General features: G+C 74.5%; 25 protein-coding genes. 17 read left to right on the top strand and 8 right to left on the bottom strand.

The genetic code is table 11. The features are described 5' to 3' along the window. The first annotated feature begins 136 nt into the window (after positions 1 to 136). Genes QWY29_RS00200 through hemB form a run of 5 tightly spaced genes read left to right on the top strand, consistent with a single transcriptional unit; the run spans position 137 to position 5,766 of the window. Positions 137 to 802 carry a redox-sensing transcriptional repressor Rex gene (locus tag QWY29_RS00200; RefSeq protein WP_300958589.1) on the top strand — a complete coding sequence of 222 codons (666 nt, stop codon included), beginning with the start codon at positions 137 to 139 and terminating at the stop codon, positions 800 to 802. Then, complete coding sequence (locus QWY29_RS00205; protein ID WP_300958590.1) at positions 799 to 2,130, top strand: glutamyl-tRNA reductase; 1,332 nt, start codon at positions 799 to 801, stop codon at positions 2,128 to 2,130. Before QWY29_RS00200 ends, QWY29_RS00205 begins: the two co-directional genes overlap by 4 nt. Next, complete coding sequence (gene hemC, locus QWY29_RS00210; RefSeq protein WP_300958592.1) at positions 2,127 to 3,110, top strand: hydroxymethylbilane synthase; 984 nt, start codon at positions 2,127 to 2,129, stop codon at positions 3,108 to 3,110. Before QWY29_RS00205 ends, hemC begins: the two co-directional genes overlap by 4 nt. Continuing rightward, positions 3,107 to 4,759 (top strand): bifunctional uroporphyrinogen-III C-methyltransferase/uroporphyrinogen-III synthase, encoded by a 1,653-nt coding sequence (locus tag QWY29_RS00215; RefSeq protein WP_300958594.1) that lies wholly within the window; start codon positions 3,107 to 3,109, stop codon positions 4,757 to 4,759. The genes hemC and QWY29_RS00215 overlap by 4 nt, the downstream gene beginning before the upstream one ends. Further along, positions 4,756 to 5,766, top strand: coding sequence for a porphobilinogen synthase (hemB, locus tag QWY29_RS00220; protein WP_300958596.1), 1,011 nt, complete (start codon positions 4,756 to 4,758; stop codon positions 5,764 to 5,766). Before QWY29_RS00215 ends, hemB begins: the two co-directional genes overlap by 4 nt. A gap of 310 nt (positions 5,767 to 6,076) precedes the next feature. Here the strand turns inward: hemB and QWY29_RS00225 are convergent, their stop codons facing one another. Then, positions 6,077 to 7,210, bottom strand: coding sequence for a lytic transglycosylase domain-containing protein (locus tag QWY29_RS00225; RefSeq protein ID WP_300958597.1), 1,134 nt, complete (start codon positions 7,208 to 7,210; stop codon positions 6,077 to 6,079). 338 nt (positions 7,211 to 7,548) lie between these two features. Here QWY29_RS00225 and hemL point away from each other — a divergent pair, with 338 nt between their 5' ends. From hemL to ccsB, 6 genes are read left to right on the top strand one after another with little or no spacing between them, the layout of a single operon-like run. Next, complete coding sequence (hemL, locus tag QWY29_RS00230; protein ID WP_300958598.1) at positions 7,549 to 8,868, top strand: glutamate-1-semialdehyde 2,1-aminomutase; 1,320 nt, start codon at positions 7,549 to 7,551, stop codon at positions 8,866 to 8,868. After that, positions 8,868 to 9,551 carry a histidine phosphatase family protein gene (locus tag QWY29_RS00235; RefSeq protein ID WP_300958599.1) on the top strand — a complete coding sequence of 228 codons (684 nt, stop codon included), beginning with the start codon at positions 8,868 to 8,870 and terminating at the stop codon, positions 9,549 to 9,551. The genes hemL and QWY29_RS00235 overlap by 1 nt, the downstream gene beginning before the upstream one ends. Continuing rightward, positions 9,548 to 10,123, top strand: a complete 576-nt coding sequence (locus tag QWY29_RS00240; RefSeq protein ID WP_300958600.1) for a TlpA family protein disulfide reductase — start codon at positions 9,548 to 9,550, stop codon at positions 10,121 to 10,123. Before QWY29_RS00235 ends, QWY29_RS00240 begins: the two co-directional genes overlap by 4 nt. Beyond that, positions 10,116 to 10,877 carry a cytochrome c biogenesis CcdA family protein gene (locus tag QWY29_RS00245; protein WP_300958601.1) on the top strand — a complete coding sequence of 254 codons (762 nt, stop codon included), beginning with the start codon at positions 10,116 to 10,118 and terminating at the stop codon, positions 10,875 to 10,877. Before QWY29_RS00240 ends, QWY29_RS00245 begins: the two co-directional genes overlap by 8 nt. Continuing rightward, a complete protein-coding gene (resB, locus tag QWY29_RS00250; RefSeq protein ID WP_300958602.1) occupies positions 10,874 to 12,487 on the top strand; it encodes a cytochrome c biogenesis protein ResB in 1,614 nt (537 codons plus the stop codon). Before QWY29_RS00245 ends, resB begins: the two co-directional genes overlap by 4 nt. Beyond that, positions 12,484 to 13,539: a c-type cytochrome biogenesis protein CcsB gene (gene ccsB, locus QWY29_RS00255; RefSeq protein ID WP_300958603.1), complete on the top strand. Its 1,056-nt coding sequence runs from the start codon at positions 12,484 to 12,486 to the stop codon at positions 13,537 to 13,539. Before resB ends, ccsB begins: the two co-directional genes overlap by 4 nt. Here ccsB and QWY29_RS00260 read toward each other — a convergent pair. Both QWY29_RS00260 and QWY29_RS00265 read right to left on the bottom strand, forming a co-directional pair. Further along, positions 13,507 to 14,058, bottom strand: coding sequence for a TlpA family protein disulfide reductase (locus QWY29_RS00260; RefSeq protein WP_300958604.1), 552 nt, complete (start codon positions 14,056 to 14,058; stop codon positions 13,507 to 13,509). The two genes, ccsB and QWY29_RS00260, sit on opposite strands and share 33 nt — an antisense overlap. After that, positions 14,055 to 14,303, bottom strand: coding sequence for a hypothetical protein (locus tag QWY29_RS00265; protein WP_300958605.1), 249 nt, complete (start codon positions 14,301 to 14,303; stop codon positions 14,055 to 14,057). The genes QWY29_RS00260 and QWY29_RS00265 overlap by 4 nt, the downstream gene beginning before the upstream one ends. 44 nt (positions 14,304 to 14,347) lie before the next feature. Between QWY29_RS00265 and QWY29_RS00270 the strand changes: the two genes are divergently transcribed. Beyond that, positions 14,348 to 14,608 (top strand): DUF4229 domain-containing protein, encoded by a 261-nt coding sequence (locus QWY29_RS00270; RefSeq protein WP_300958606.1) that lies wholly within the window; start codon positions 14,348 to 14,350, stop codon positions 14,606 to 14,608. A gap of 13 nt (positions 14,609 to 14,621) precedes the next feature. On the opposite strand, the gene QWY29_RS00275 is transcribed toward QWY29_RS00270, so the two are convergent. After that, a complete protein-coding gene (locus QWY29_RS00275; protein ID WP_300958607.1) occupies positions 14,622 to 14,759 on the bottom strand; it encodes a hypothetical protein in 138 nt (45 codons plus the stop codon). 9 nt (positions 14,760 to 14,768) lie between these two features. After that, a complete protein-coding gene (locus QWY29_RS00280; RefSeq protein WP_300958608.1) occupies positions 14,769 to 15,644 on the bottom strand; it encodes a 1,4-dihydroxy-2-naphthoate polyprenyltransferase in 876 nt (291 codons plus the stop codon). A 67-nt stretch (positions 15,645 to 15,711) separates the two neighbouring features. Here QWY29_RS00280 and QWY29_RS00285 point away from each other — a divergent pair, with 67 nt between their 5' ends. From QWY29_RS00285 to QWY29_RS00300, 4 genes are read left to right on the top strand one after another with little or no spacing between them, the layout of a single operon-like run. Next, positions 15,712 to 16,740 (top strand): AMP-binding protein, encoded by a 1,029-nt coding sequence (locus QWY29_RS00285; protein ID WP_300958609.1) that lies wholly within the window; start codon positions 15,712 to 15,714, stop codon positions 16,738 to 16,740. Next, positions 16,737 to 17,699, top strand: a complete 963-nt coding sequence (locus QWY29_RS00290; protein ID WP_300958610.1) for an o-succinylbenzoate synthase — start codon at positions 16,737 to 16,739, stop codon at positions 17,697 to 17,699. Before QWY29_RS00285 ends, QWY29_RS00290 begins: the two co-directional genes overlap by 4 nt. Beyond that, positions 17,696 to 19,318, top strand: coding sequence for a 2-succinyl-5-enolpyruvyl-6-hydroxy-3-cyclohexene-1-carboxylic-acid synthase (menD, locus tag QWY29_RS00295; RefSeq protein WP_300958611.1), 1,623 nt, complete (start codon positions 17,696 to 17,698; stop codon positions 19,316 to 19,318). The genes QWY29_RS00290 and menD overlap by 4 nt, the downstream gene beginning before the upstream one ends. A gap of 34 nt (positions 19,319 to 19,352) precedes the next feature. Then, positions 19,353 to 21,221 carry a Na+/H+ antiporter gene (locus tag QWY29_RS00300; protein WP_300958613.1) on the top strand — a complete coding sequence of 623 codons (1,869 nt, stop codon included), beginning with the start codon at positions 19,353 to 19,355 and terminating at the stop codon, positions 21,219 to 21,221. A 54-nt stretch (positions 21,222 to 21,275) separates the two neighbouring features. Here the strand turns inward: QWY29_RS00300 and QWY29_RS00305 are convergent, their stop codons facing one another. Genes QWY29_RS00305 through QWY29_RS00315 form a run of 3 tightly spaced genes read right to left on the bottom strand, consistent with a single transcriptional unit; the run spans position 21,276 to position 23,634 of the window. Further along, positions 21,276 to 22,466, bottom strand: a complete 1,191-nt coding sequence (locus QWY29_RS00305; protein ID WP_300958615.1) for a cytochrome P450 — start codon at positions 22,464 to 22,466, stop codon at positions 21,276 to 21,278. After that, positions 22,463 to 22,960 carry a GNAT family N-acetyltransferase gene (locus QWY29_RS00310; protein WP_300958616.1) on the bottom strand — a complete coding sequence of 166 codons (498 nt, stop codon included), beginning with the start codon at positions 22,958 to 22,960 and terminating at the stop codon, positions 22,463 to 22,465. Before QWY29_RS00310 ends, QWY29_RS00305 begins: the two co-directional genes overlap by 4 nt. Further along, positions 22,957 to 23,634 (bottom strand): LysE family transporter, encoded by a 678-nt coding sequence (locus QWY29_RS00315; RefSeq protein ID WP_300958617.1) that lies wholly within the window; start codon positions 23,632 to 23,634, stop codon positions 22,957 to 22,959. Before QWY29_RS00315 ends, QWY29_RS00310 begins: the two co-directional genes overlap by 4 nt. On the opposite strand from QWY29_RS00315, the gene QWY29_RS00320 reads away from it, so the two are divergent. Next, positions 23,633 to 24,271, top strand: a complete 639-nt coding sequence (locus QWY29_RS00320) for an MBL fold metallo-hydrolase (protein WP_300958618.1) — start codon at positions 23,633 to 23,635, stop codon at positions 24,269 to 24,271. The genes QWY29_RS00315 and QWY29_RS00320 overlap by 2 nt on opposite strands. Positions 24,272 to 24,418 lie beyond the last annotated feature (147 nt).

A 24,418-nucleotide genomic window follows, 5' to 3' on the forward strand; every position in this document is an offset into this window, starting at 1 on the left:
CATGTGCTAGGCCAACGGGCGCAACGGCTCCCGTCCGTTTTGTTCTCCCGTTCACAAACTCCTACAGTGGCGGAGCCGCTGAGCGAATCCGGGCCCGGAACGGCCCCCGCTGCGGCATGGCTGGGAAGAGCTGCTCGTGACTGCACGGACTTCGACCGAGAGTGCCCGGGACATCCCCGAGGCGACGGTCGCGCGACTGCCCGTCTACCTCCGTGCGCTGACGACGCTCTCGGAGGCGGGCACCGGCACCTGCTCGAGCGAGGCGCTCGCGGCCGCGGCCGGCGTCAACAGCGCCAAGCTGCGCAAGGACCTGTCCTACCTGGGGTCCTACGGCACCCGCGGGGTCGGCTACGACGTCGACTACCTGCGCTACCAGATCGCGCGCGAGATCGGCGTGACCCAGGACTGGCCGGTCGTCATCGTCGGCATCGGCAACCTCGGGCACGCGCTCGCCAACTACTCTGGCTTCCGCAGCCGCGGCTTCCGCACGGTCGCGCTGCTCGACGCGGACCCCGCCCGCCACGGCGAGATGGTGGCGGGGATCCAGGTGCGGCCGTTCGTCGACCTCGAGTCGATCGTGGCCGAGCACGGCGTCGCGATCGGGGTCATCGCGACCCCGGCGGTCGCCGCGCAGGCCGTCGCCGACCGGATGGTGGCGTGCGGCATCACCAGCATCCTGAACTTCGCCGCCGGTGTCCTCTCGGTGCCGGCCGGGGTCGACGTGCGCAAGGTCGACCTCTCCGTCGAGCTGCAGGTCCTCGCCTACCACGAGCAGCGCAAGGCCCAGGGGGAGCTCGCATGAGCGTCTTGGTCGTCGGCATCTCGCACAACACCGCGCCGGTCGCGCTGCTCGAGCGGCTCGCCATGACGCGCGACGAGGTGCCCAAGCTCGTGCACGACGCGTCGACCTGCGCGCACGTCAACGAGGCGACGGTCATCGCGACCTGCAACCGCCTCGAGCTGTACGCCGACGTCGACCGCTTCCACGGCTCGGTCGAGGAGCTCTCCACCCTGCTCGTCGACCGCGCGGGCGAGACGACCGGCGCGATGCTGCCGCACCTCTACGTGCACTACGACGACGGCGCCGTCTCCCACCTCTTCCAGGTCGCCGCCGGGCTGGACTCGATGGCCGTCGGCGAGGGCCAGATCCTCGGCCAGACCCGCGAGGCGCTGCGGCTGGGCCAGGAGCTCGGCACCGTCGGCCCCGCGCTGAACGTGCTCTTCCAACAGGCCCTGCGCGTCGGCAAGCGCTCGCGCGCCGAGACCGGCATCGACCGGGCGGCCCCCTCGCTGGTGACCGCCGCGCTCGAGCGGGTCGGCGGCGACCCGACCGCGCCCGACGACGAGCTCGACCCGACCGCCGACCTGCGCAGCTCGGTGCGCGGCAAGCGCGTCGTGGTCGTGGGTGCCGGTGCGATGGCCGGCCTGGCCACCGCCACCGTCGCCCGCCTGGGCGCGGAGGACATCGTGGTCGTCAACCGCTCCGCCGAGCGCGCCGAGCGGCTCGCCGCCGAGCACGGCGCCCGGCCCGCGGTGCTGGCCGACCTCGAGGTCGAGCTCGCCCACGCCGACCTGGTCGTGACCTGTGCGGGCGCCACCGGCGTCCTCGTCACCGCCGACATGGTCAGCTCCCGCCCGGTGCAGAAGTCGATCTCTTTCGTCGACCTCGCGCTGCCCCACGACGTCGACCCCGCGGTCGCCGACCTGCCGGGCGTCACGCTGGTCGACCTCGCGTCGCTGGCCGAGGCGCTGCACGCGTCCGAGGCCGGCCGCGAGGTGCTCGAGGTCCGCCGGATCGTCACCGAGGAGGTCGGCGCGTTCCTGGCCGCCCGTCGCAGCGCCAGCGTCACCCCGACGGTGGTCGCGCTGCGCTCGATGGCGACCTCCGTGGTCGACGCCGAGATGACCCGCCTCGACCACCGGCTGCCCGACCTCGACCCCGCCGTGCGCACCGAGGTGCTCCACACGGTGCGTCGCGTCGCGGACAAGCTGCTCCACGAGCCGACCGTGCGGGTCAAGGAGCTGGCCAACGAGACCGGCGCGGTGTCGTACGCCGCCGCGCTCGCCGAGCTCTTCGCCCTCGACCCCGAGGCGGTCACCGCCGTCACCCGGCCCGAGGGGCTCTCGTGAGCGCCCCGATCCGGGTCGGCACCCGCGCGTCCCTGCTCGCGACCACGCAGTGCGGCCACGTCGCGGACATGATCCGCGAGCGTCTGGGCCGCGAGGTCGAGCTGGTCGAGGTCCGCACCGACGGCGACCGCACCCAGGCCTCCGGCATCCCGCTGGCGGAGTACGGCGGCGTGGGCGTCTTCGTCGCCGCGCTGCGCGACGCTCTGGTGGCCGGCGAGGTCGACGTCGCGGTGCACTCCCTCAAGGACATCCCGACCTACCCCGCCCCCGGCATCACGCTGGCGGCCGTGCCGACGCGGGAGGACCCGCGCGACGTCGTCGTCGCCCGCGACGGGCTGACGCTCGGCGAGCTGCCGGTCGGCTCGCGCGTCGGCACCGGCTCGCCGCGCCGCGTGGCGCAGCTGTCCGCGCTCGGCCTGGGCCTGGACCTGGTCGGGGTGCGCGGCAACGTCGACACCCGGATCGCCAAGGTCCGCTCGGGGGAGTACGACGCCGTCATCCTCGCCCGCGCCGGGCTGTCCCGGATCGACCGGCTGCACGAGGTCACCGAGGTCCTCGACCCGCTGCAGGTGCTGCCCGCCCCCGGGCAGGGTGCCCTCGCCGTGGAGTGCCGCAGCGACGACCCGCTCCTCGCGGAGCTGGTCGTGCTGGAGGACCCCGCTACCCGCGCGGCCGTGGACGCCGAGCGGGCCGTGCTCGCCACCCTCGAGGGCGGCTGCACCGCCCCGATCGGCGCGCTCGCCGAGGTCGTCGAGGGCGAGGACGGAGAAGAGCTGTGGGTGAGGGCCGTGGCGCTCTCGCCCGACGGGGCGCTGTCGGTGCGGATGTCCGCGACCGGCACCCCGGCCGACGCGGTCGGCGTCGGCACCCGGCTCGGCGGCGAGATGCTCGCCGACGGCGCCGGGGACCTCGACCAGCAGGACCAGCACGACTCGCAGGACCAGCCACAACTCGAGCCAGAACAGGTGCGCAACGCATGACCCGAGGCAAGAACACCACCACCGCCACCACGACCCCCGGCTGGGTGTCGTTCGTCGGCAGCGGGCCCGGTGACCCGGACCTGCTGACCGTGCGTGCCGCGGAGCTGCTCCGCCAGGCCGACGTCGTCGTCACCGAGGCGCCCGAGCACGTCGAGCTCGTCCGCACCGTCCTCGGCCTCGCCGAGCCGGTCGAGGGCGAGGAGGCCGCCGGTCCGGAGGTCGTCGACGGCGGCTTCGGCGAGGACGGCCAGCCGCTGACCCACGCCGCCCGCGCGAAGGTCGTCGTCAAGCAGGCCAAGCGCGGCCTGCGCGTGGTCCGCCTGATGACCGGCGACCCGTTCCTCTACGCCTCCGGGCCCGAGGAGGCGCAGGCCTGTGCGAAGGCGTGCATCGGCTTCGAGATCGTCCCCGGCGTCTCGTCGGTCAGCGCGGTCCCGGCGTACGCCGGCATCCCGCTCACGACCAAGGACCACCGCGAGGTCGCCGTCGTGACCTGCGGGGACAAGGTCGACTGGTCGCAGTACGCCGACGACCGCACGCTCGTGCTGCTCTCGGCCGTCGGCCAGATCGGCGAGATCTCCAAGGCGCTCGTCGCCGCCGGCCGCAGCCCGCAGACGCCGGTCGCGATGACCCGCGTCGGCACCACCACCGGGCAGTCCACGGTCTGCTCGACGCTGGCCGACATCGCCGCCGACGCCCGTGCAGCCCGGATGGCGCCGCCGGCGATCATCGTGGTCGGCGCCGTCGTCGACCTGCGCGAGACGCTGTCGTGGTTCGAGACCAAGCCGCTCTTCGGCTGGCGCCTGCTGGTGCCGCGCACCAAGGACCAGGCCGGCGTGCTGTCGGCCCGGGCCCGCGGCTACGGCGCGGTGCCCGAGGAGGTGCCGACCATCTCGGTCGAGCCGCCGCGCAACCCGCTGCAGATGGACAAGGCCGTCCGCGGCCTCGTCGAGGGCCGCTACGAGTGGATCGCCTTCACCTCGGTCAACGCGGTCAAGGCCGTGCGCGAGAAGTTCGAGGAGTACGGCCTCGACGCCCGCGCCTTCTCCGGCCTCAAGATCGCCGCGGTCGGCGACAAGACCGCCCAGGCCATCGCCGCCTGGGGCCTGCGCGCCGACCTGGTGCCGACCGGTGAGCAGTCCGCCGCCGGCCTGCTCGAGGTGTGGCCGGAGTACGACGAGGTGCTCGACCCGATCAACCGCGTCTTCCTGCCCCGCGCCGACATCGCCACCGAGAACCTCGTCGCCGGCCTGGTCGACCTGGGCTGGGAGTGCGACGACGTGACGGCGTACCGCACCGTCCGCGCCACCCCGCCCCCGGCGCCGGTGCGCGACGCGATCAAGACCGGCAAGTTCGACGCGGTCGTCTTCACCTCCTCCTCGACCGTGCGCAACCTGGTCGGCATCGCCGGCAAGCCGCACCCCTCGACGGTCATCGCGGTCATCGGCCCGCAGACCGCCAAGACCGCGGAGGAGCACGGCCTGCGGGTCGACGTGATGGCGCCTAAGCCGGACGTCGAGCTGCTCGTGGACGCGCTCGCCGACTTCGGCGCGGCCCGCCGCGCTGCGATGCTCGAGGCCGGCCAGCCGGTCACGCGCCCCTCGGAGCGCAAGCCGTCCGCCCGGCGTACCAAGGCCTCCTCGCGGTGACCGAGGCCGCCGCCGAGGGGCTCGCGAAGGGCCTGCGACCCGTCGTCCGACCGCGGCGCCTGCGCACGACGCCGGCGCTGCGGCGGATGGTCGCGGAGACCTCGCTCGAGGCGCGGCAGCTGGTGCTGCCGCTCTTCGTGCGCGAGGGGATCGACGCCCCGGTGCCGATCTCCTCGATGCCGGGCGTCGTGCAGCACTCGCGCTCCTCGCTGCTCGGCGCGGTGGCCGAGGCGGCCGAGCTGGGCCTCGGCGGCGTCATGCTCTTCGGCATCCCCGAGACCAAGGACGCCACCGGCTCCGGCGCGATCGACCCGGCGGGCGTGCTCAACCTCGCGATCACCGACGTGGTCGCCGAGGTCGGCGACGCGCTCACCGTGATGAGCGACCTTTGCCTCGACGAGTTCACCGACCACGGGCACTGCGGGCTGCTCACCCCCGACGGCCGCGTCGACAACGACCGCACGCTGGAGCGGTACGCCGAGATGGCGCTCGCCCAGGCCGACGCCGGCGTCGACATGGTCGGCCCCAGCGGGATGATGGACGGCCAGGTCGCCGTCGTCCGCGCCGCGCTCGACGCGGCCGAGCACACCGACGTCTCGGTCCTTGCCTACTCCGCGAAGTACGCCTCCGCCTTCTTCGGCCCCTTCCGCGAGGCCGTCGACTCCTCGCTCGTCGGGGACCGGCGCACCTACCAGCAGGACCCGGCCAACGCGGTCGAGGGCGTCCGCGAGGCGCTGCTCGACGTCGCCCAGGGCGCCGACCTGGTGATGGTCAAGCCCGCCCTGGCCTACCTCGACGTCCTGCGGCGCGTCCGCGACGCCGTCGACGTCCCCGTCGCGGCGTACAACGTCTCCGGTGAGTACGCCATGCTCGAGGCCGCCGCCGCCAACGGCTGGATCGACCGCGAGCCGGCCATCCTCGAGTCGCTGACCTCCATCCGCCGCGCCGGTGCCGACGTCGTCCTCACCTACTGGGCCGCCGAGGCCGCCCGGCTCCTCCGCGCCTGACGCTTGCCGCCCGGCTGACCCTCCCGCCCCCTGGTTGTCCACAGCCGGCGGGTGGGTGGCGGGGTAGTCCGTGACGTTTCGCAGGTCGGCGGAGGCGGTCGGCGTACTCCGTGACGTTCCGCAGGGTATTTCGCTCGATCCGCCCGCCGAACGTCACGGACTACCCCGACGTTGTCCACAGGGCGACCCGAGAACCTGCCGAACGTCACGGACTACCGCGACGGCATCCACAGTCACCGGCGCCAAGCGGAACGACCGAGGGCCCCACCCGGCGTACGGATGGGGCCCTCGAGAGCGGGACGACGGGTGGCTACGGGTTGGTGTAGCCCTTGACGCACTGGTCGAAGGGGTCGTCCTTCTTGAAGATGTTGTCGAGGTAGCCGTCGAGCGTGCACTGGATGACGGCCTGGGCGTAGCTCAGGATCCCGTCGACGGGGTCGATGCCGGTGGAGGGCAGCGGGGGAAGCGAGGGGGTCGGGAGGCCCGGGATGCCGAGGCCGCCCTTGGGGCCGTCGCCCTTGCCGCCGTCGTCCTTGCCGCCACCGTCGTCGTCGCCACCGGTGGCCGGGCCCTGGGTGGGCTGGGGCGCGGTGGGCTCGGTCGGGGCGGTGGTCGGGTCGGCCTGGGGCAGGATCGCGGTCTCGCCGCCGCCGGAGCGGGGGCCGTCGCCGTCGCGCGGGCCCGGGTCGACCGGGGTGGGCGAGGGGGCGATCACGCCGGCGGCCACGGTGCCGTTCGGGATCGACATGAAGTCGCCCTCGAGGTAGGCGTCCATGATGCCGAGCACGAGCGAGACGTAGCTGTTGGAGTGGTTGTAGCGGTAGACCGCGGCCCGCTGGCCGCTGGTGGTCGAGAGGTCGTCGCCGCCCGAGCAGAGGTAGACGGCGGTGGCGAGCGCCGCGTCGTCGATGTCCTGCGGGTTGCGCTGCGAGTCGCCGTCGGCGTCCACGCCGACGACCGACCACGTCGAGGGGATGAACTGCATCGGGCCGACCGCGCGGTCCCAGACGCCGTCGTTGTCGAACTGCCCGGCGTCGGTGTCGCGGATCGCCTGGGTGTTCTTCTTGCCGTTCAGCGCGATGCCGTAGATGCCCGGCCGCGCCACGCCCTCGTCGTCGAGGGAGTTGCCGCCGAAGCGCCCGTGGTCGGACTCGACGCGGCCGATCGCGGCGACGAGCTGCCAGGTGAGGTTGCAGGTCTTGTCGGCGGAGTTGATGACCGTCTCGGCCCGCTGGTACGCCGCGAGCGCGGCCGACGGGATCGCGTTGGTCGACGCTGTGCGCACCACCTCGGTGGTGTCGCCCTCGACGCCGGGCGCGACCGAGCCGGTCGACCCCGTCGAGACGCTGGCGGGCGCCTGGATGGCCTCGGTCGGTACCGAGGTGCCGTCCGGCAGCGACTCGGCCACCGGGGTCTCCGCGGAGACCGTGACGGGGGCTCCCACACCCGCCAGGCTCGCGGTCCATGCGGTCGAGAGGACGGCGAGGGGCACGAGGGCCGTCGCTCGCTGCCAGCGACCGAAACGCTTGACGGACATAAGGGGTTCACTCCCGGTAGTAGCCGACCCGACCGCGCTCCCTACGAAGCCGGGTGTGACGTCCACAACGAAGGGTGTCACAGCGGGGTTACGCACGTGTCCGCTTCGTGGGACACCGGGCCGCCTCCCACCGCGGCCAGACGCCAGGTTGCCCAACACGGCGTCGCGTGAAACACGTCACCCGACCCCGCTCGGCGTGGCGCACCCGGGGTGCCGGGTTTCGCGTCCTCGGCGACAATGGCGGGGTGCCTCTCGAGACCGCTGCCTCTGCCGAGCTGTTCGAGCGCGCCCGCGCGGTGACGCCCGGCGGCGTGAACTCCCCGGTGCGCGCGTTCAACGCCGTCGGCGGCACGCCGCGCTTCATCCGCTCCGCCGCCGGCGCCTGGCTCACCGACCACGACGGCAACGAGTACGTCGACCTCATCTGCTCGTGGGGCCCGATGCTGCTGGGCCACGCCCACCCCGAGGTGCAGGCCGCGGTGCAGGCCGCCGTCGCGCGCGGCACGTCGTACGGCGCCCCCACCGAGCCGGAGGTCGAGCTGGCCGAGGAGATCGTGGCCCGCACGCCGGTCGAGCGGGTCCGCTTCGTCTCCTCCGGCACCGAGGCGACCATGTCCGCGATCCGCCTGGCCCGTGGCTTCACCGGCCGCGACGTGGTCGTGAAGTTCGCCGGCTGCTACCACGGCCACGTCGACCCGCTGCTGGCCTCGGCCGGATCCGGCCTGGCGACGTTCGCGGTGCCGGGCACCCCCGGCGTGCCCGCGTCGTCGACCGAGCTCACGCTCGTGCTGCCCTACAACGACCGGGCCGCGGTGGAGAAGGTCTTCGCCGAGCACGGCGACCGGATCGCCTGCCTGATCACCGAGGCCGCCCCGGGCAACATGGGCGTCGTCCCGCCCGAGCCGGGCTTCAACGCCTTCCTCGCCGAGACCTGCACCGAGCACGGGGCGCTCTTCGTCAGCGACGAGGTGATGACCGGCTTCCGGGCCTCCCGACAGGGCCAGTGGGGCCTCGACGGCGCCGTCGAGGGCTGGCGCCCCGACCTGGTCACCTTCGGCAAGGTGATGGGCGGTGGCTTCCCGGCCGCGGCCTTCGGTGGCCGCGCCGACGTGATGGCCCGCCTCGCCCCGGAGGGGCCGGTCTACCAGGCCGGCACGCTCTCGGGGAACCCGGTGGCGACCACCGCCGGCCTCACCACGCTCCGCCTGGCGACCCCGGAGGTCTACGACCACGTCGGCCGCGCCGCGGACGTGGTCAAGGCCGCCGCCGCCGAGGCGCTCACCGCCGCCGGCGTGCCGCACACCGTGCAGTCGACCGGCACGATGTTCTCCGTGTTCCTCACCGAGGGCCCGGTCCGGGACTTCACCGACGCCTCGCGGACCTCCGCCGCCGGGTACGCCGCGTTCTTCCACGCGATGCTGGAGCGCCACGTCTACCTCCCGCCCTCGGCGTACGAGGCGTGGTTCCTGTCCTCCGCCCACGACGACCGCGCCGTGCAGACGGTGGTCGACGCGCTGCCCGACGCCGCCCGGGCGGCCGCGGCCGCGATGGACGGGGAGCGCTGATGGGGACCCCCGACACCGTCGTCCACCTGCTGCGCCACGGCGAGGTCCACAACCCCGAGGGCGTGCTCTACGGCCGCCGCGACGGCTTCCACCTCTCCGACCTAGGCCGCCAGATGGCCGAGAAGGTCGCCGGAGCGCTGCAGGACCGCGACATCGTCCACCTGCGCGTCTCCCCGCTCGAGCGGGTCCGCGAGACCGCCGCGCCGCTCGCGCTGGCCCGCGGCCTGGAGCCGGTCGTCGACGAGCGGGTCATCGAGTCGACCAACGTCTTCGAGGGCGAGCGGTTCGGCGGCGGCGGCAACGCGCTGAAGGACCCGCGCAACTGGCGCTACCTGTGGAACCCCCTGCGTCCGTCGTGGGGGGAGCCCTACCGCCAGGTCGTCGCCCGGATGATGTCCGCGGTCCACGACGCCCGCATCGCCGCGGCCGGCCACGAGGCGGTCGTCGTCTCCCACCAGCTGCCGATCTGGATCACCCGGCTGCACGTCGAGCGCCGGTCGTTCCTCCACGACCCGCGCAAGCGGCAGTGCACGCTGTGCTCGGTGACCTCGCTGCACTTCGTCGGCGACCGGGTCGCCCAGGTCTCCTACAGCGAGCCCGCCGGCGACCTCATCCCGGTCCAGGACAAGTCCGCCCCGTTCTCGGCCGGCGGCGCCACCGAGGAGAAGAAGCCACCCACATGAGCCGCCCGTCCCTCGCCCGTCGCACCGCAGCCGCCCTGGCCACGACGACCGCCCTCGCGACCCTCGCCTCCTGCTCCACCTTCGAGGGGACCGGCGACAAGGGCTACGTCACCGGCGACGGCACGGTGCGGGTGCTGGAGGCGGCCGAGCGGACCGACCCGGTCGAGCTGTCCGGCACCGACCTCGCGGGGGAGGAGGTCGACCTCGCCGACCTGCGCGGCACCCCCGTCGTGGTCCCGGTGTGGGCCGAGTGGTGCGTGCCGTGCCGCGCCGAGGCGCCCGACGTGGTCGCCGCCGCCGAGGAGCTCGACGGCCGGGCGGCGTTCGTCGGCATCAACTTCCGCGACAACGACACCCGCGCCCGCGCGTTCGAGCGCGAGTTCGACGTCCCGTACCCCTCGCTCGTCGACGACGGCACCGCCCTGCTCGCCTTCCCCGGCACGCTGAGCCCGCAGACCGTGCCGGCCTTCGTCGTGCTCGACGCCCAGGGCCGCGTCGGCGGCAGCATCATCGGTGAGCTGCCGTCCACGCAGACGCTGGTCGACCTCGTCGACGAGGTCGCCGGTGGCTGACTGGTTCCGCGACCAGGTCTTCACCGGGTCGCTGCTGCTCGCCATGCCCGTGGCGCTGGTCGCCGGGCTGGTCTCCTTCTTCTCCCCGTGCGTCATCCCGCTGCTGCCCGGCTACCTCTCCTACGCCACCGGCCTCTCCGGCGCCGACCTGGCCTCGGGCGAGGCACGGACGCGCCGCGGCCGGATGCTGCTCGGCTCGGTGCTCTTCGTGCTGGGGTTCGCGGTCGTCTTCGTCTGCATCGGCGCGCTCTCCGGCCAGGTGGGCGCGTGGCTGGTCACCTGGCGCCGGGAGCTGACCGTCGGGCTGGGCCTGATGACGATCGTCCTCGGTCTGGTCTTCGCCGGTGTCCTGCCGATGCTGCAGCGCGACTGGCGGGTGCACCAGGTGCCGGCGGTCGGCCTGGCGGCGGCCCCGCTGCTGGGCTTCCTCTTCGGCCTGGGGTGGACGCCCTGCATCGGGCCGACGCTCGCCGCGATCAGCACCCTCTCGGTCAACGAGGCCACCGTCGGCCGCGGCGCGCTCCTCTCGGGCGTGTACGCCGTCGGGCTGGGCCTGCCCTTCATCGTCGCCGGCCTGGCCTACCAGCGGGCCCTCGGCGCCTTCTCCTGGATCCGGCGTCACCAGACGACCGTGGTCCGCACCGGTGGCGGGATGCTGGTCGTGGTCGGGCTGCTGCTCGTCACCGGCTGGTGGGACCAGGCCGTCACCTGGGTGCAGTCCGAGGTCGTCCAGAGCACGGAGACATCCCTGTGAGCGATCCCCGCGACCGGCAGTACGACCGGCTGCCCGAGGGCCGGCGCGCCGGCGAGCTGACCGTGCGCGAGCTGCTGCGCTTCGCGTGGCGGCAGATCACCTCGATGCGCACCGCGCTGGTGCTGCTCCTGCTGCTCGCGCTGGCCGCGGTGCCGGGCTCGATCGTGCCGCAGGAGGGCGTCGACGCCCTCGCGGCCTCGCGCTGGCGCGACGACCACCCGCGGCTCGCGCCGGTCTACGAGACGCTCGGTCTCTTCGACGTCTACGGCTCGGTGTGGTTCTCCGCGATCTACCTGCTGCTGATGATCTCGCTGGTCGGCTGCATCGTGCCGCGCACGATCGTCTACTGGCGCGCGATGCGGGCGCAGCCGCCCCGGGCGCCCCGCAACCTGTCGCGCCTGCCCGACGCCACGGCGTACCGCACCGACGAGAGCGCCGAGCAGGTGCTCGCCCGGGCCCGCGAGGTCCTCGGCCGGCGGCACCGGGTGCGCGCGGCCGGTGACGGCGACGCCGCGGACGACGGAGCGGTCAGCGCCGAGCGCGGCTACCTGCGCGAGGCCGGCAACCTGGTCTTCCACCTCTCGGTGGTGGTGGTGCTGGTCGGCTTCGCGACCGGAGGACTCTTCGGCTACAAGGGCGGCGTGATCGTCGTGGAGGGCGAGCCCTTCGGCAACACCCCGCAGTACTACGATGACCTGGTGCCCGGCCGGCTCTTCAGCCCCGACCAGCTCGACCCCTTCACCTTCACTGTCGACGACTTCGAGGTCACCTGGCTGACCGAGGGCCGCGGCGCCGGGCAGGCCCGCGGCTTCAGCGCCGACGTGCGCTACCGCGAGGAGCCGGGCGCGGAGGAGCAGACCTACGACCTGCGGGTCAACCACCCGCTGACCATCGGCGGCACCGACCTGTTCCTCATCGGGCACGGGTACGCCCCGGTGATCACCATCCGCGACGGCACCGGCGAGCTCGTGTACGACGGCCCGACGGTCTTCCTGCCCGAGGACCAGAGCCTGCGCTCCTTCGGCGTGGTCAAGGCCGCGTCTGCCGAGCCGCAGGAGATCGGCCTCCAGGGTCTGCTGTTCCCGACCTTCGCGATGACCGAGGAGGGCGACCCGGTCAACCTGTTCGGCCAGGCGGTCAACCCGCTGCTGTCGCTGTCGGTCTACGCCGGCGACCTCGGCATGGACGACGGCGGCGCGCAGTCGGTCTACGAGCTCGACCTCGACGGCCTCGAGCAGGTCACGGACGAGGACGGCAAGAACGTCCGGCTCGACCTGCGGCCCGGCGAGAGCGCCGAGCTGCCGAACGGCCTCGGCACGGTCACCTTCGAGGGCCTCGAGGACTGGCAGCGGATCCAGATCAGCCAGACGCCGGGCAAGCTGGTGGCCCTCGGCGGCGTCGTCGCGGCGCTGGTCGGGCTGCTCGGCTCGCTGTTCATCCGTCCGCGCCGCGTCTGGGTTCGTGCCCGTGAGGACGGGGACGGCACACTGGTGGAGGTCGCCGCGCTCGACCGCTCCGGCGGCGGCGACATCGCGCCGGTCCTCGCGGACCTGGTGGCGGAGCTGCGGGGCCAGGAGCCCCCTGAGACGAAGAGGGATGGGACGTCGTGACCGATGCTGCGTGGGAGACGCTGAGCAACCAGGCGGTGGCCGTCTGCGGCGTCGTGTACTTCCTGGCGCTGATCAGCCACCTGGTGCAGTGGACGGCGCTGCGCAAGCTGCCCGTCGACGCCGAGGTGGGCACCGAGGTCCCGGTCGCCGTCGGCGCCGGCGCCCCGGTCGTGCAGGACGTCTCCGAGCGCGAGCCCGACGTGGAGCGGCGTACGGCGCTCTTCGGGCGGCTCGGCCTGCTGCTGACGATCATCGCGGCGGCCGTCCACCTGGTGGCGCTCGTGGGGCGCGGCATGGCCGCGGACCCCAACCGGGTGCCCTGGGGCAACATGTACGAGTTCACCCTCAGCGGCACGTTCGTCGTCGCCGCGGGCTACCTGCTCCTCCAGCGCCGCTTCGGCCTGGCGTGGATGGCCCCGATCGTCGTGGCCCTCGTCGTCGTGCTGCTCATGGTCGACGTCGTGTGGCTCTACGACCCGGTCTCCCCGCTCTCCGAGGCGCTGTCGTCGCCGTGGCTGGTCATCCACGTGGTCTCCGCGGTCATCGCGACCGGCGCGTTCACCCTCGGCGGCATCTGCTCGGTGCTCTACCTGCTCAAGGACCGCCGCCCCGCGCGCTCGACGGGCTACCTCGCGCGCGTGCCGGAGCCGGCCACCCTGGACCGCATCTCCTACCGGATGCACGCCTTCGGCTTCCCGGTGTGGACCTTCGCGGTGCTCATCACCGGCCCGATCTGGGCCCACCAGGCCTGGTCGTCCTACTGGAGCTGGGACCCCAAGGAGGTCTGGGCGTTCATCACCTGGGTCGTGTACGCCGCGTACCTCCACGCCCGCGCCACCGCCGGCTGGAAGGGCCGCAACGCCGCGATGCTGGCGCTGCTCGGCCTGGCGACCCTGTGGTTCAACTTCATCGGGATCAACTTCTTCTCCACCACCAGCCAGCACTCCTACGCCGCGCCCGCGGTCGTGCAGGTCGTCCCGCAGGACGTCCCGGTGGGTGCCACGGGTGCGGGGCCGGCGTCAGCCGGCGAGCTCGGCCAGCCGCTCGGCTGAGAGGTCGTCTGCCGACTCGAACTCGCCGGGGTGGGAGGCGACGATCTCCCCGTCGACGATGAGCACGGTGGAGGGCAGCCAGCTCGGGCTGACCGCGGGGGCGTAGCTGAGCATCAGCTCCATGTCGGGGTCCTGCCAGCTGGGGTAGTCCGCACCGGTCTCGTCGAGGAACTCCACGGCGTACTTGCGGAAGCGGTCCAGCGAGACGCCGACGACCTCGACGTCGTCGCGCTCGGCGACGTCGGAGAGCAGCGGCATCTCGGTGCGGCAGGGCACGCAGGTGCTGGCCCAGAAGTTCAGCAGGACCGGCTTGTCGCCGGTCGGGGTGCCGGTGCGGGCCGGGCGGATCGGGTCGCCCGCCGGGAGGTCGACGGCCTTCGGGTCGTCCAGGCGGGTCCAGCCGAGGCTGATCGGGCCGTCGTCCTCGTCCGGGCCGGAGGACCCGCTGCCGCTGCAGCCCGCCGTGGCGGCCGCGCCGAGGAGCACGACGGCGGCGAGGCCGGCGCGGAGCCTGGTCACAGGTCGGGGTCCTCGGGGTGCTTGCGCTTGCGGTCGAGGTCGCGCAGGAAGTCCGGGTCGTCGTCGGGGCCAAGCGGGCGCGGCGGCTGGGCCGGGCCGGAGCCGCGGGGACCGCGCGGGCCACGGGCGCCGGACGAGCCGCTGGGCCCGCCGGCGATCGGCGGGGTGCCGCGGCGCTCGAGGAACCGCACCGCGGCGTACGTCGCGAGCGCGAAGAGCACGACGACCAGCAGGAGCTTCAGCACACCTCCAATGTAGGCGGCCGCTCCACAGCGCCTACCCTGAGGTCGTGAAGGAGTTCGTGGTCTACACCGCCCTGCGCATCGCCCTGTTCGTCGGGTCGCTGGCGCTCGTCCTCGGCCTGTGGTGGGCCATCGCGGGCGAGGTGCCGGTGCTGTGGGCGGTCGTGATCGCGTTCGTGCTCAGCGGCCTGGGGTCGCTGTGGCTGCTCAACGGGCCCCGCGAGGCGTTCGCGCTGCGGGTCCAGGAGCGCGCCTCGAAGGCGTCGAAGGCCTTCGAGGAGATGAAGGCCAAGGAGGACGCCGACTAGGCGTCCGCCCCGCTCAGCGGCGCTTGCGGGCGTTCAGCTGGCGCTGGACGCGCGCCTCGGACTGGCCGAGGACCTTGGCCAGCAGCGGCACGCGCATCTTCCACGCGACGACGGCGACGACGACGAGCGCGATGAAGATCAGGAAGCCCATGCGGCCAGCCTACGCAGCGAGGAACAGCGGCACGGCGACGAGCACGGCCCAGGCCAGCTCGGCCGCGCCGGTGCGCTGCAGCACCGGGATGAGCGCCGGGCCGGTGGCACCGCCGAGCACGACGCGGGTGGCGATCCCGGCGGGGACCAGGAACGCGAGGCCGACCAGCGCCCACCAGGTCGTGAGCGCGGCGACGCCGACCACGGCCAGCGCGGCGACGAGCACCAGGGCGGCGTACAGCAGGCGGGTGCCGCGGTCGCCCAGCCGCACCGCGAGGGTGCGCTTGCCGGCGACGGTGTCGGTGGGGATGTCGCGCAGGTTGTTGGCGACGAGGATCGCGCAGGCCAGCGCGCCGATGCCGACCGCGGCGGCGAGCGCGGCGGCATCCCAGGTCTCGGTCTGCACGTAGGTCGTGCCGACGACGGCCACGAGGCCGAAGAACACGAAGACCATGACCTCGCCGAGGCCGAGGTAGCCGTAGGGCCGTGCGGTGCCGGTGTAGCCCCAGGCCGCCACGACGCAGACCAGGCCCACCGCCACCAGCCACCAGGCGGTGGTGGCCGCCAGCGCGATGCCGGCCACGCCGGCGACGCCGAAGGCGAGGAACGCCGCCCGCTTGACCGCGGCCGCGGTCGCGGCGCCGGAGCCGACCAGCCGCATCGGGCCGACCCGCACGTCGTCGGTGCCGCGGACGCCGTCGGAGTAGTCGTTGGCGTAGTTGACCGCGACCTGCAGCGCCAGGCTCACCACCAGGGCCAGCAGCGCCCTCTCCCACACCCACGCGTCGACGTACGCCGCGACGCCGGTGCCGGCGAGGACCGGCGAGACCGCCGCGGGCAGGGTGCGCGGACGCGCGCCCTCGAGCCACTCGGATGCAGATGCCACGAGGGACGATTCAACCCGACCGGCCTGCGGGGCGGGCGGACCGGGGCCTCCGGATAGCGTGGAGGGCGTGGTGACCGCCGGCATGACGCTCGAGTCCTGGCTCGCCGCGGAGACCGAGCCGGCCCCGTGGGTGGTGGAGACCTCCGGGTCGACCGGGCGTCCCAAGCGGGTGCTGCTGCCGCGCACGTCGGTGCTCGCCTCCGTGCACGCCTCGGCCCGCCGGCTCGGCGCGAGCGGGCAGTGGCTGCTCGCGCTGCCCGAGGAGTACGTCGCCGGGCTGCAGGTGGTCGCCCGCTCGCTGGTCGCCGGGCACGCCCCGGCGCGCCTGGAGGACCACGGGTCGTTCGTGGCGGCCGCGGAGGCGATGACCGCGGAGCACCGGTTCACCTCGTTGGTGCCGACCCAGCTGCGGCGGATGCTGGAGGACCCGGCCGAGGCCGCGGTGCTCGCGTCGTTCCACACGGTGCTGGTCGGCGGCGGGCCGGTCGACCCGGCGCTGCGCCGGCGGGCCGAGGAGGTCGGGGTGCGCGCCGTGGCGACGTACGGCTCGGCGGAGACGGCGGGCGGCTGCGTCTACGACGGCGTGCCGCTCGACGGGGTCGGCCTGGCGACCGACCGCGGCGGCCGGGTCCGGATCACCGGGCCCACGCTGTTCGCGGGCTACGGCGGCGACCCGGCGCTGACCGCCGAGGTGCTGGTCGACGGGTGGTTCCTCACCTCCGACGCGGGCCGCCTCGACGAGGACGGGCGGCTGCAGGTGCTCGGCCGGCTCGACGACGTGGTGGTGACCGGCGGCGTCAACGTGCCGGCGCCGGCCGTCGCCGCCCGGCTGCGTGAGCACCCGCTCGTGGCCGCCGCGGAGGTGCTCGGCGTCCCCGACGACGAGTGGGGCAACCGGCTGGTCGCCTTCGTCGTGCCGACCGGCCGCGCCGGCGACGACCTGTCGCTGGACGAGCTGCGCGACTGGGTGGGCGCGGAGCACCCCCGGTCGTGGGCGCCGCGGCAGCTGGTCGTGCTCGACGACGTGCCGCTCCTGGCCACCGGCAAGCCGGACCGGCTCCGGCTGCGCGCGCTGGTGGGGGGAGGCCTGAGATGACCGGACCGGAGCACGAGGTGCGGGTCTTCAGCCTGCCGATGCGCACCCGCTTCCGCGGGATCACGGTGCGCGAGGGCGTGCTGTTGCGCGGCGCGGCCGGGTGGGGCGAGTGGTCGCCGTTCCTGGAGTACGACGCCGCGGTCGCCGAGCCGTGGCTGCGCTGCGCAGAGGAGGCCGCCGCGGGGGACTGGCCCGACCCGGTGCGCACGAGCGTGCCGGTCAACGTCACCGTGCCGGCCGTCGACGCCGAGCGGGCCCACGCGGTCGTGCTCGCCGGCGGCTGCACGACCGCGAAGGTGAAGGTCGCCGAGCCCGGGCAGACGCTCGCCGACGACCAGGCGCGGCTCGAGGCGGTGCGCGACGCGCTCGGCCCGGCCGGCCGGGTGCGCATCGACGTCAACGGCCTGTGGAGCGTCGAGCAGGCGCTGGAGCGGCTGCCGGTGCTGGACCGCGCCGCGGGCGGCCTGGAGTACGTCGAGCAGCCGTGCGCGACCGTCGAGGAGCTCGCCGCCGTGCGCCGGGCGGTCGACGTCCCCGTGGCCGCGGACGAGTCGATCCGCCGCGCGGCCGACCCCTACCGCGTCCGCGACCTCGAGGCCGCCGACGTGGCGGTGCTGAAGGTCCAGCCGCTCGGTGGCGTCCGGGCCTGCCTGCGCATCGCCGAGGACATCGGCCTCCCGGTCGTCGTCTCCTCGGCCCTGGAGAGCTCGGTCGGGCTGGCCGCCGGCGTCGCGCTGGCCGCGGCCCTGCCGGAGCTGCCCTACGCCTGCGGCCTGGCCACCGCACAGCTGCTGGCCGCCGACACGAGCACCGAGCCGCTGCTGCCGGTGGCCGGCGAGCTGCCGGTGCGGGTGCCCGCCCTCGACCCCGGCCACCCGGTCGCCGACCCCGACCGGGTCGCCCACTGGGAGGCACGGCTCGCGGAGGTCCGCGCGCTGCGCGAGGATCGGCTCCCGTGACCGGCGCCCCGAGCTCGACCGACTCGACCGACTCGACCGACTCGACCGACCTGGCCCGCTCGGTGGTGACCGCGCTGCTCGAGTCCGGCGTCACCGAGGTGGTGCTCTCGCCGGGCTCGCGCAACGCCCCGCTGTCCTTCGCGGTGCACGCCGTCGCCGAGGCGGGGCTGCTGCGCCTGCACACCCGCGTCGACGAGCGGACCGCGGCCTTCCTCGCCCTCGGGCTGACCAAGGTCGGCGCCCGCGCGGCCGTGCTGTGCACCTCGGGCACCGCGGTGGCCAACCTGCACCCGGCCGTCCTCGAGGCCGCCCACAGCGGCCTGCCGCTGGTCGTGCTCACCGCCGACCGGCCCGCCCGGCTGCGCGGCACCGGCGCCAACCAGACCACCGACCAGGTCGGCGTCTTCGGCCGGCTGGTGATCACCCGCGACCTGCCGGCCGACGACCTGGTCCTCGCCGACGACGGCCCCACGCACCTCAACGTCCGGCTCGACGAGCCGCTCGTGCCGGCCGACGTGTGGGTGCCGCCCGCGGTCGCCCCTGCGGCCCGCGCTGCCCGTCCCACCGGTCCGGAGGCGCAGGCCGCCGCCGGGGAGGTGCTGCCCCTCGGCCCGCGCACGGTGGTCGTCGCCGGCGACGACGCCGGCCCGCCCGCCCGCGTGCTCGCCGAGCGCGCCGGTTGGCCGCTGCTCGCCGAGCCGACGTCGGGCTCGCGCACCGGCGACAACGCGCTGCGCTGCTACCGCCTGCTGCTCGACACCGACCTCGGCCGCAGCGTCGAGCGGGTCGTCGTCGCCGGCCACCCGACGCTGTCCCGGCCGGTCACCCGGCTGCTGTCCCGCACCGACGTCGAGGTCGTCTCCGTCCCCGCCCGCGGCGCCTGGCCCGACCGGCCGTTCCCCGTCGACCACGAGGTCGCCCGGCCGGTCGTCGAGGGCCACGACGACCCCGCATGGCTGGAGGCCTGGCGCGAGGCCGACCGCTCGGTGGGCCGGCAGCTCGACCGGCTGCTGGCGGCCGAGCCCGGGCTCACGCCGCACGAGGTGGCGGCGGCGGTGAGCCGCGGCGTACCTCCCGGCGGACTGCTGTACGTCGGCGCCTCCAGCCCGGTCCGCGACCTGGACCTGTCCGTCGCGCGCTACGAGGTCGGCGACCGGCGCAAGGTGGTCGCCAACCGCGGCCTGGCCGGCATCGACGGCACGATCTCCTCGGCGATCGGCGCCGCGCTCGGTCGCCCGCACGGCACGCGGAACCTCGCCCTGATGGGCGACGTGACGTTCCTCCACGACAGCGGCGGGCTGGTGCTCGGCCCCCGCGAGGAGCGGCCCGACCTGACGATCGTCGTGGTCAACGACGACGGAGGCGCGATCTTCTCGATGCTCGAGCAGGGCGCGCCGGAGCACGCCGACCCGTTCGAGGTCCTCTTCGGCACGCCGCACGGCGTCGACCTGGGCAGCCTCTGCGCCGCCACGCGCACCCCGCACTGGCGCGTCGACAACCTCCCCGAGCTCGAGCACGCGCTGGCCAACCCCAACGGCGGCATCGAGGTCGTCGAGGCGGTCGTCGACCGGCGCACCCGGCGCGACCTGGACGAGCGGATCCGCGCGCTGCGGCCCTGAGCGGCCGCCACCACCGGGCGAGCACAATGGCGCGGTGGAGATTGCCCTGCTGCTGTGCGGCATCGCCGTCGCGGTCCTGGTCGGGACCTCGGTCGCGGAGCGGCTGCACGTTCCCGCGCCGCTGCTGCTGACCGCGATCGGTGTAGCGGCGTCGTACGTCCCCCAGGTGCCGCAGGTCTACCTCGAGAGCGACGTCGTCCTCATGGGGCTCCTGCCACCGCTGCTGTACGCCGCGGCGCAGTCGACGTCGCTGGTCGACTTCAACGCCAACCGGCGCCCGATCCTGCTGCTCTCGGTCGGCCTGGTGGTCTTCACCGCCGTCGGCGTGGGCGCGGCCGCGAGGCTGGTGCTGCCCGACCTGCCGTGGGCCGTCGCCCTCGCGCTGGGTGCGGTCGTCGCCCCGCCGGACGCCGTCGCGACGACCGCCATCGGTCGGCGGATCGGCCTGCCGAGACGGGTCGTGACGATCCTCGAGGGCGAGTCGCTGCTCAACGACGCCACCGCGCTGGTCGCCCTGCGCACCGCGGTCGCGGTCGCGGCCGGCACCGGCCTCGACGCCTGGGGGATCACGCTCGACTTCGTGATCGCCGCGGGCGGCGGGCTGCTGGTCGGCGGCGCGCTGTTCCTCGTGGTCGCCAAGGTGCGGCGGCTGGTCACCGACCCGGTGATCGACAGCGCGATGTCGCTGGTGGTGCCGTTCGTGGCGTACCTGACCGCCGAGGAGCTGCACGCCTCCGGCGTCCTCGCGGTCGTCGTCGCGGGGCTCCTGCTGGCGCACAAGGCGCCGGTGCTGCAGAGCGCGCAGTCGCGGATCGCCGAGCGGCTCAACTGGCGCACGATCGCCTTCGTCCTGGAGAACACCGTCTTCCTGCTCATCGGGCTGCAGGCCTGGTGGATCATCGAGGGCGCCGTCGACAGCTCGATCGGCCTCGGCCGGATCGCGGCGCTCTGCCTGGTGACGCTCGGCGCCGTGGTGGTGCTGCGGATGCTGTGGGTCTTCCCGACCCGCTACGGCCTGGTGCGCCCCGGCGCGGACCCCGACACCGGCCGCCCGCCGCCGTGGACCTACACCTTCATCCTCGGCTGGGCCGGCATGCGCGGCGTGGTCACGCTGGCGGCGGCGTTCGTGCTGCCCGAGGACACGCCGTACCGCGAGGTGCTGCTGCTCGCCGCCTTCACCGTCGTCGCCGGCACGCTCTTCGTCCAGGGGCTGACCCTGCCGTGGCTCGCCCGCCGGCTGCACGTGCCGGCGCCGGACCCGGCCGAGGACGCGCTCGCCCGCGCGACGCTGCTCCAGCAGGCGTCCAAGGCGGCCTTCGAAGAGCTCGAGCGGCTGGAGTACGACGACCAGCACGGCGTCGTCGACCTCATCCGCCAGCGGGTGGACCAGCGCAACTTCGCGGCCTGGGAGCGGCTCGCCACGGTGGCGGACCAGGAGAGCCCGAGCGACCTCTACGCGCGGGTGCGGATGGCGATGATCGACGCCGAGCGCCGCCGGGTGCTCGAGATCCGCGGGTCCGGCTCGACCCCCTCCGACGTGGTCGCCGACGTGCTGGCGATGCTCGACGTCGAGGAGTCGATGCTCACCGTCGCGAGCGCGGAGCGGGCCGAGCTGCAGGTCGCGCAGCGCGAGTCGCGGCGCACCGGCGCCGGGTGCGAGGAGCTCGGGCGGTTCCCGGCGGTCGAGACCCTCGAGGAGCCGGCCTGCGAGGGCTGCCTGGCCGACGGCACGCCCTGGGTCGCGCTGCGCCAGTGCCTGGCCTGCGGGCACGTCGGCTGCTGCGACTCCTCACCGCGGCAGCACGCCACCGGCCACTTCCACGAGACCGCCCACCCGGTCATGCAGTCCGCGGAGCCCGGCGAGGACTGGCGCTGGTGCTACGTGCACCACACGACGGCCTGAGCCCCGGCCCGGCCGTCCGGCCCGGCCGCCCGGCCGTCCGCCCGGCCGGCCGCGTCAGTGGCCGGGCGTGAAGCGGATCGGGAACTCCACGGCGCCGGTGTTGCCGGAGACCGGCAGCCACCGGCCGGGGCTGTCGGGGACGGCGTTGGGCATCCGCCGCGCGAGCAGCGGCAGCGCGACCGCCATGTCGGTGCGCGCGACGTAGTGGCCCAGGCAGTGGTGGATGCCGGCGCCGAAGCCGTGGTGCGGCGGCCGCTCCGCGGTGATGTCGAACGCCGGGTCGGGCACCGCCCGCGGGTCGGTGCCGGCGGCGTGGGAGAGCACCTGCACGATCCCGCCGGCCGGCACGTGCAGCCCGTCGAGGTCGACGTCCTCGACCGCCTCGCGGGTCACCCAGGTGACGGTCGGGTTGACCCGCATGACCTCCTCGACCGCGTTGCGGCCGAGCTCGGGCCGCTCGCCCAGCAGCCGCCACTGGTCGGGGTGCTGCAGCAGCGTCTGGACGGCCAGGCCGATCTGGTTGCGGGTCGTCTCCATGCCGGCGAAGGCCAGGAAGACCAGCGCCACGTCGAGCTCGCGGCGGCTCAGCCGCTCGGCGCCGTCGGCGCCCTGGCTGGCCTGCACGAGCGCGGTGACCAGGTCCTCCCGCGGGTGGGCCGCCCGGTCGGCGACGACCTCGTCGAGGTAGCCGGTCAGCCCCTCGATCGCCGCCTCGATCCGCGGCACCTGGTTGCCGACGTCGATGGAGAACGACGCGCCCAGGTCGTCGGCCCAGTGCGCCACCTGCTGCCAGTGGGACTCCTCCAGCCCGAGCAGCCGGCAGATGATGCGGGCGGCGTAGGGCTCGGCGAACCCACCGATCAGCTCGACCTCGCCGCGCGGCGCGAAGCCGTCGACGAGCTCCTCGGCCAGCTCGGTGAAGCCCGGGACCATCGCCTCGATCGACCGCTTCCTGAACGCTGGGAGCATCAGCCGGCGGATCCGGGCGTGGTCGTCGCCCTCCAGGCTCAGCAGCGTCTCGCCCCACCAGTCGCTGAAGAGGCCGGCGTGGATGCCGTTCTGCTCCGGCCAGCGCGCGTTGCCCTGGCGGAACCGCCGGTCGCGCAGCAGCGCCGACGCCTCGGCGTACCGCACCACGGCCCAGCCCCAGGTCGTCTCGACGTACCAGTCCTGCTCGCGGGCCGCGTGGACCTCCGGCGAGGTGACGTCGAAGGTCGGGTCGCCGAGGTCGAAGCGGGTCGTCACGGCCGCACCATGCGGATGTGGAGCCCCTCCTCGGCGTGCTGGAAGGCGCCGTCCGGGTGGTACCCGTGGTTCTCGTAGAAGCGGATCGCGCGCTTGTTGGGCTCGAGCACCCACAGGTACGACGGGGCGCCGCCGATCGTCGCCTCGAACAGCAGGTGGCCCAGGCCGGAGCCCCACCAGTGCGCCCGCACGTAGAGCGCCAGCAGCGGCAGGCCCAGCTCGTCGGGCTCGCCCGCGCCGGCGAAGCCGACCAGGCCCTCGGGCGCCTCGGCCACCAGCGTGCGGTCGTGCAGCGCGACCATCTCGCGCCAGACCTCGATCCGCTCGGCGAGGTGCTCCTCGCTGTCGGCACGGATCCTGTCCGGCACCAGGTGCGCGTAGGCCTCGTGCCAGGAGTCCACGTGCAGCTGCCCGAGCGCGTCCGCGTCGTCGAGGACGGCCGGGCGGATCGTCACGCCGTCGGAGTGGTCCTCGGGCTGGGCGGTGGAGCTCATCCGGCCATCGTATGGAGCGCCAGCCCCGCGACCACGACCGCGGACCCCAGTCCGGTCACCAGCCGCCCCCGCGGGCCGGTCACCGCGCGGCCCAGCACCGCGCCACCCGTCGCGAGCAGCAGCTGCCACGACGCGCTCGCGGCCAGCGCGGCCAGCACGAACACGGTCCCCTCGGCCGCGCCGTCGGTCAGGTCGCGGCCCAGGACCACGGCGGCGAAGTAGACGACCGTCGTCGGGTTCACCGCCGTGATCCCCACGAAGAGCGCGTACGCCGTGCGCGGCCGCATCCCCCGGTCCGTCGCTCCTCGCGTGCTCGGCGCCGCCGCGCCGCTCCGCAGCGCCGCGCGGCCCATCAGGGCCGCCACGACGAGCAGCACCACGCCCGAGCCGAGGCGCAGGGCGTCCTGCGCCGGGGCGAGCAGCGCGGACAGGGCCGTCCCCGCGACGACCGCGAGGGCGGCGTACGCACCGTCGACGGAGGCGATGCCCAGCGCCGCCGCGGCGCCGGTGCGCCAGGAGGTGCGGGCGGTGAGCGCGACGAGGTACGCCCCGACCGCGCCGATCGGCACCGCGATCGCCCAGCCGGTGACCAGACCGGAGACGACGACCTCGCGCACGGCCCGATGGTGGGGCAGCGGCGGGGGCTCCCGCACCCGCTTTACGGTGGGCGTCATGCGGATCACCAAGCTCGGGCACGCCGGCATCCGGATCGAGCACGACGGCACCACCGTCGTCCTGGACCCCGGCGTCTTCACCGACCCGGGTGCCGTCGACGGCGCCGACGCGGTGCTGGTCACCCACGAGCACCCCGACCACTACGTCGCCGACACGCTGCGCCGCACCGACGCCGCCGTGCACACCATCGAGGGGGTCGCCGCCCACGTGCGGACCGACGCCCCGGACGTGGCCGAGCGGCTGCACGTCGTGGCGCCGGGGGAGTCCTTCGGCGTCGGCTCGATCTCGGTGCGGGCCGTCGGCGAGCTGCACGCCGTCATCCACCCCGAGCTGCCGCGGATCACCAACTCCGGCTACCTGCTCGACCTCGGCGGGACGAAGGTCTTCCACCCCGGCGACGCCCTCACCGGCCCCGGCGAGCCGATCGACCTGCTGCTGCTCCCCGTCTCCGCGCCGTGGCTCCGCGTGGGGGAGGCCGTCGACTTCGCCCGCGAGGTCGGCGCCCCCCGCAACCTCGCCATCCACGACCGCGTCTACTCCGACGCCGGCCTCGGCATCGTCGACGGCCACCTGCAGCGCTTCCTCGAGCCCGCCGGCCAGGCCTACGCCCGCCTCCCCGACGGCGCCGACCTCTGACCCCACCCGCGCCCACCGCTGGTCGAGCAGGGAGGCGCGCCAAAGCCGACCGTTGACGAGACCCCTGGCAGCCGAACGTCGGCCTTGAGGCCGTGGGTGGTCGCGGTAGGGCAGCAATAAGGACGAGGTACGCCGCGGGTCGCGGTT

Source organism: Nocardioides abyssi (genome assembly GCF_030412915.1).
Lineage (GTDB): Bacteria > Actinomycetota > Actinomycetes > Propionibacteriales > Nocardioidaceae > Nocardioides > Nocardioides abyssi.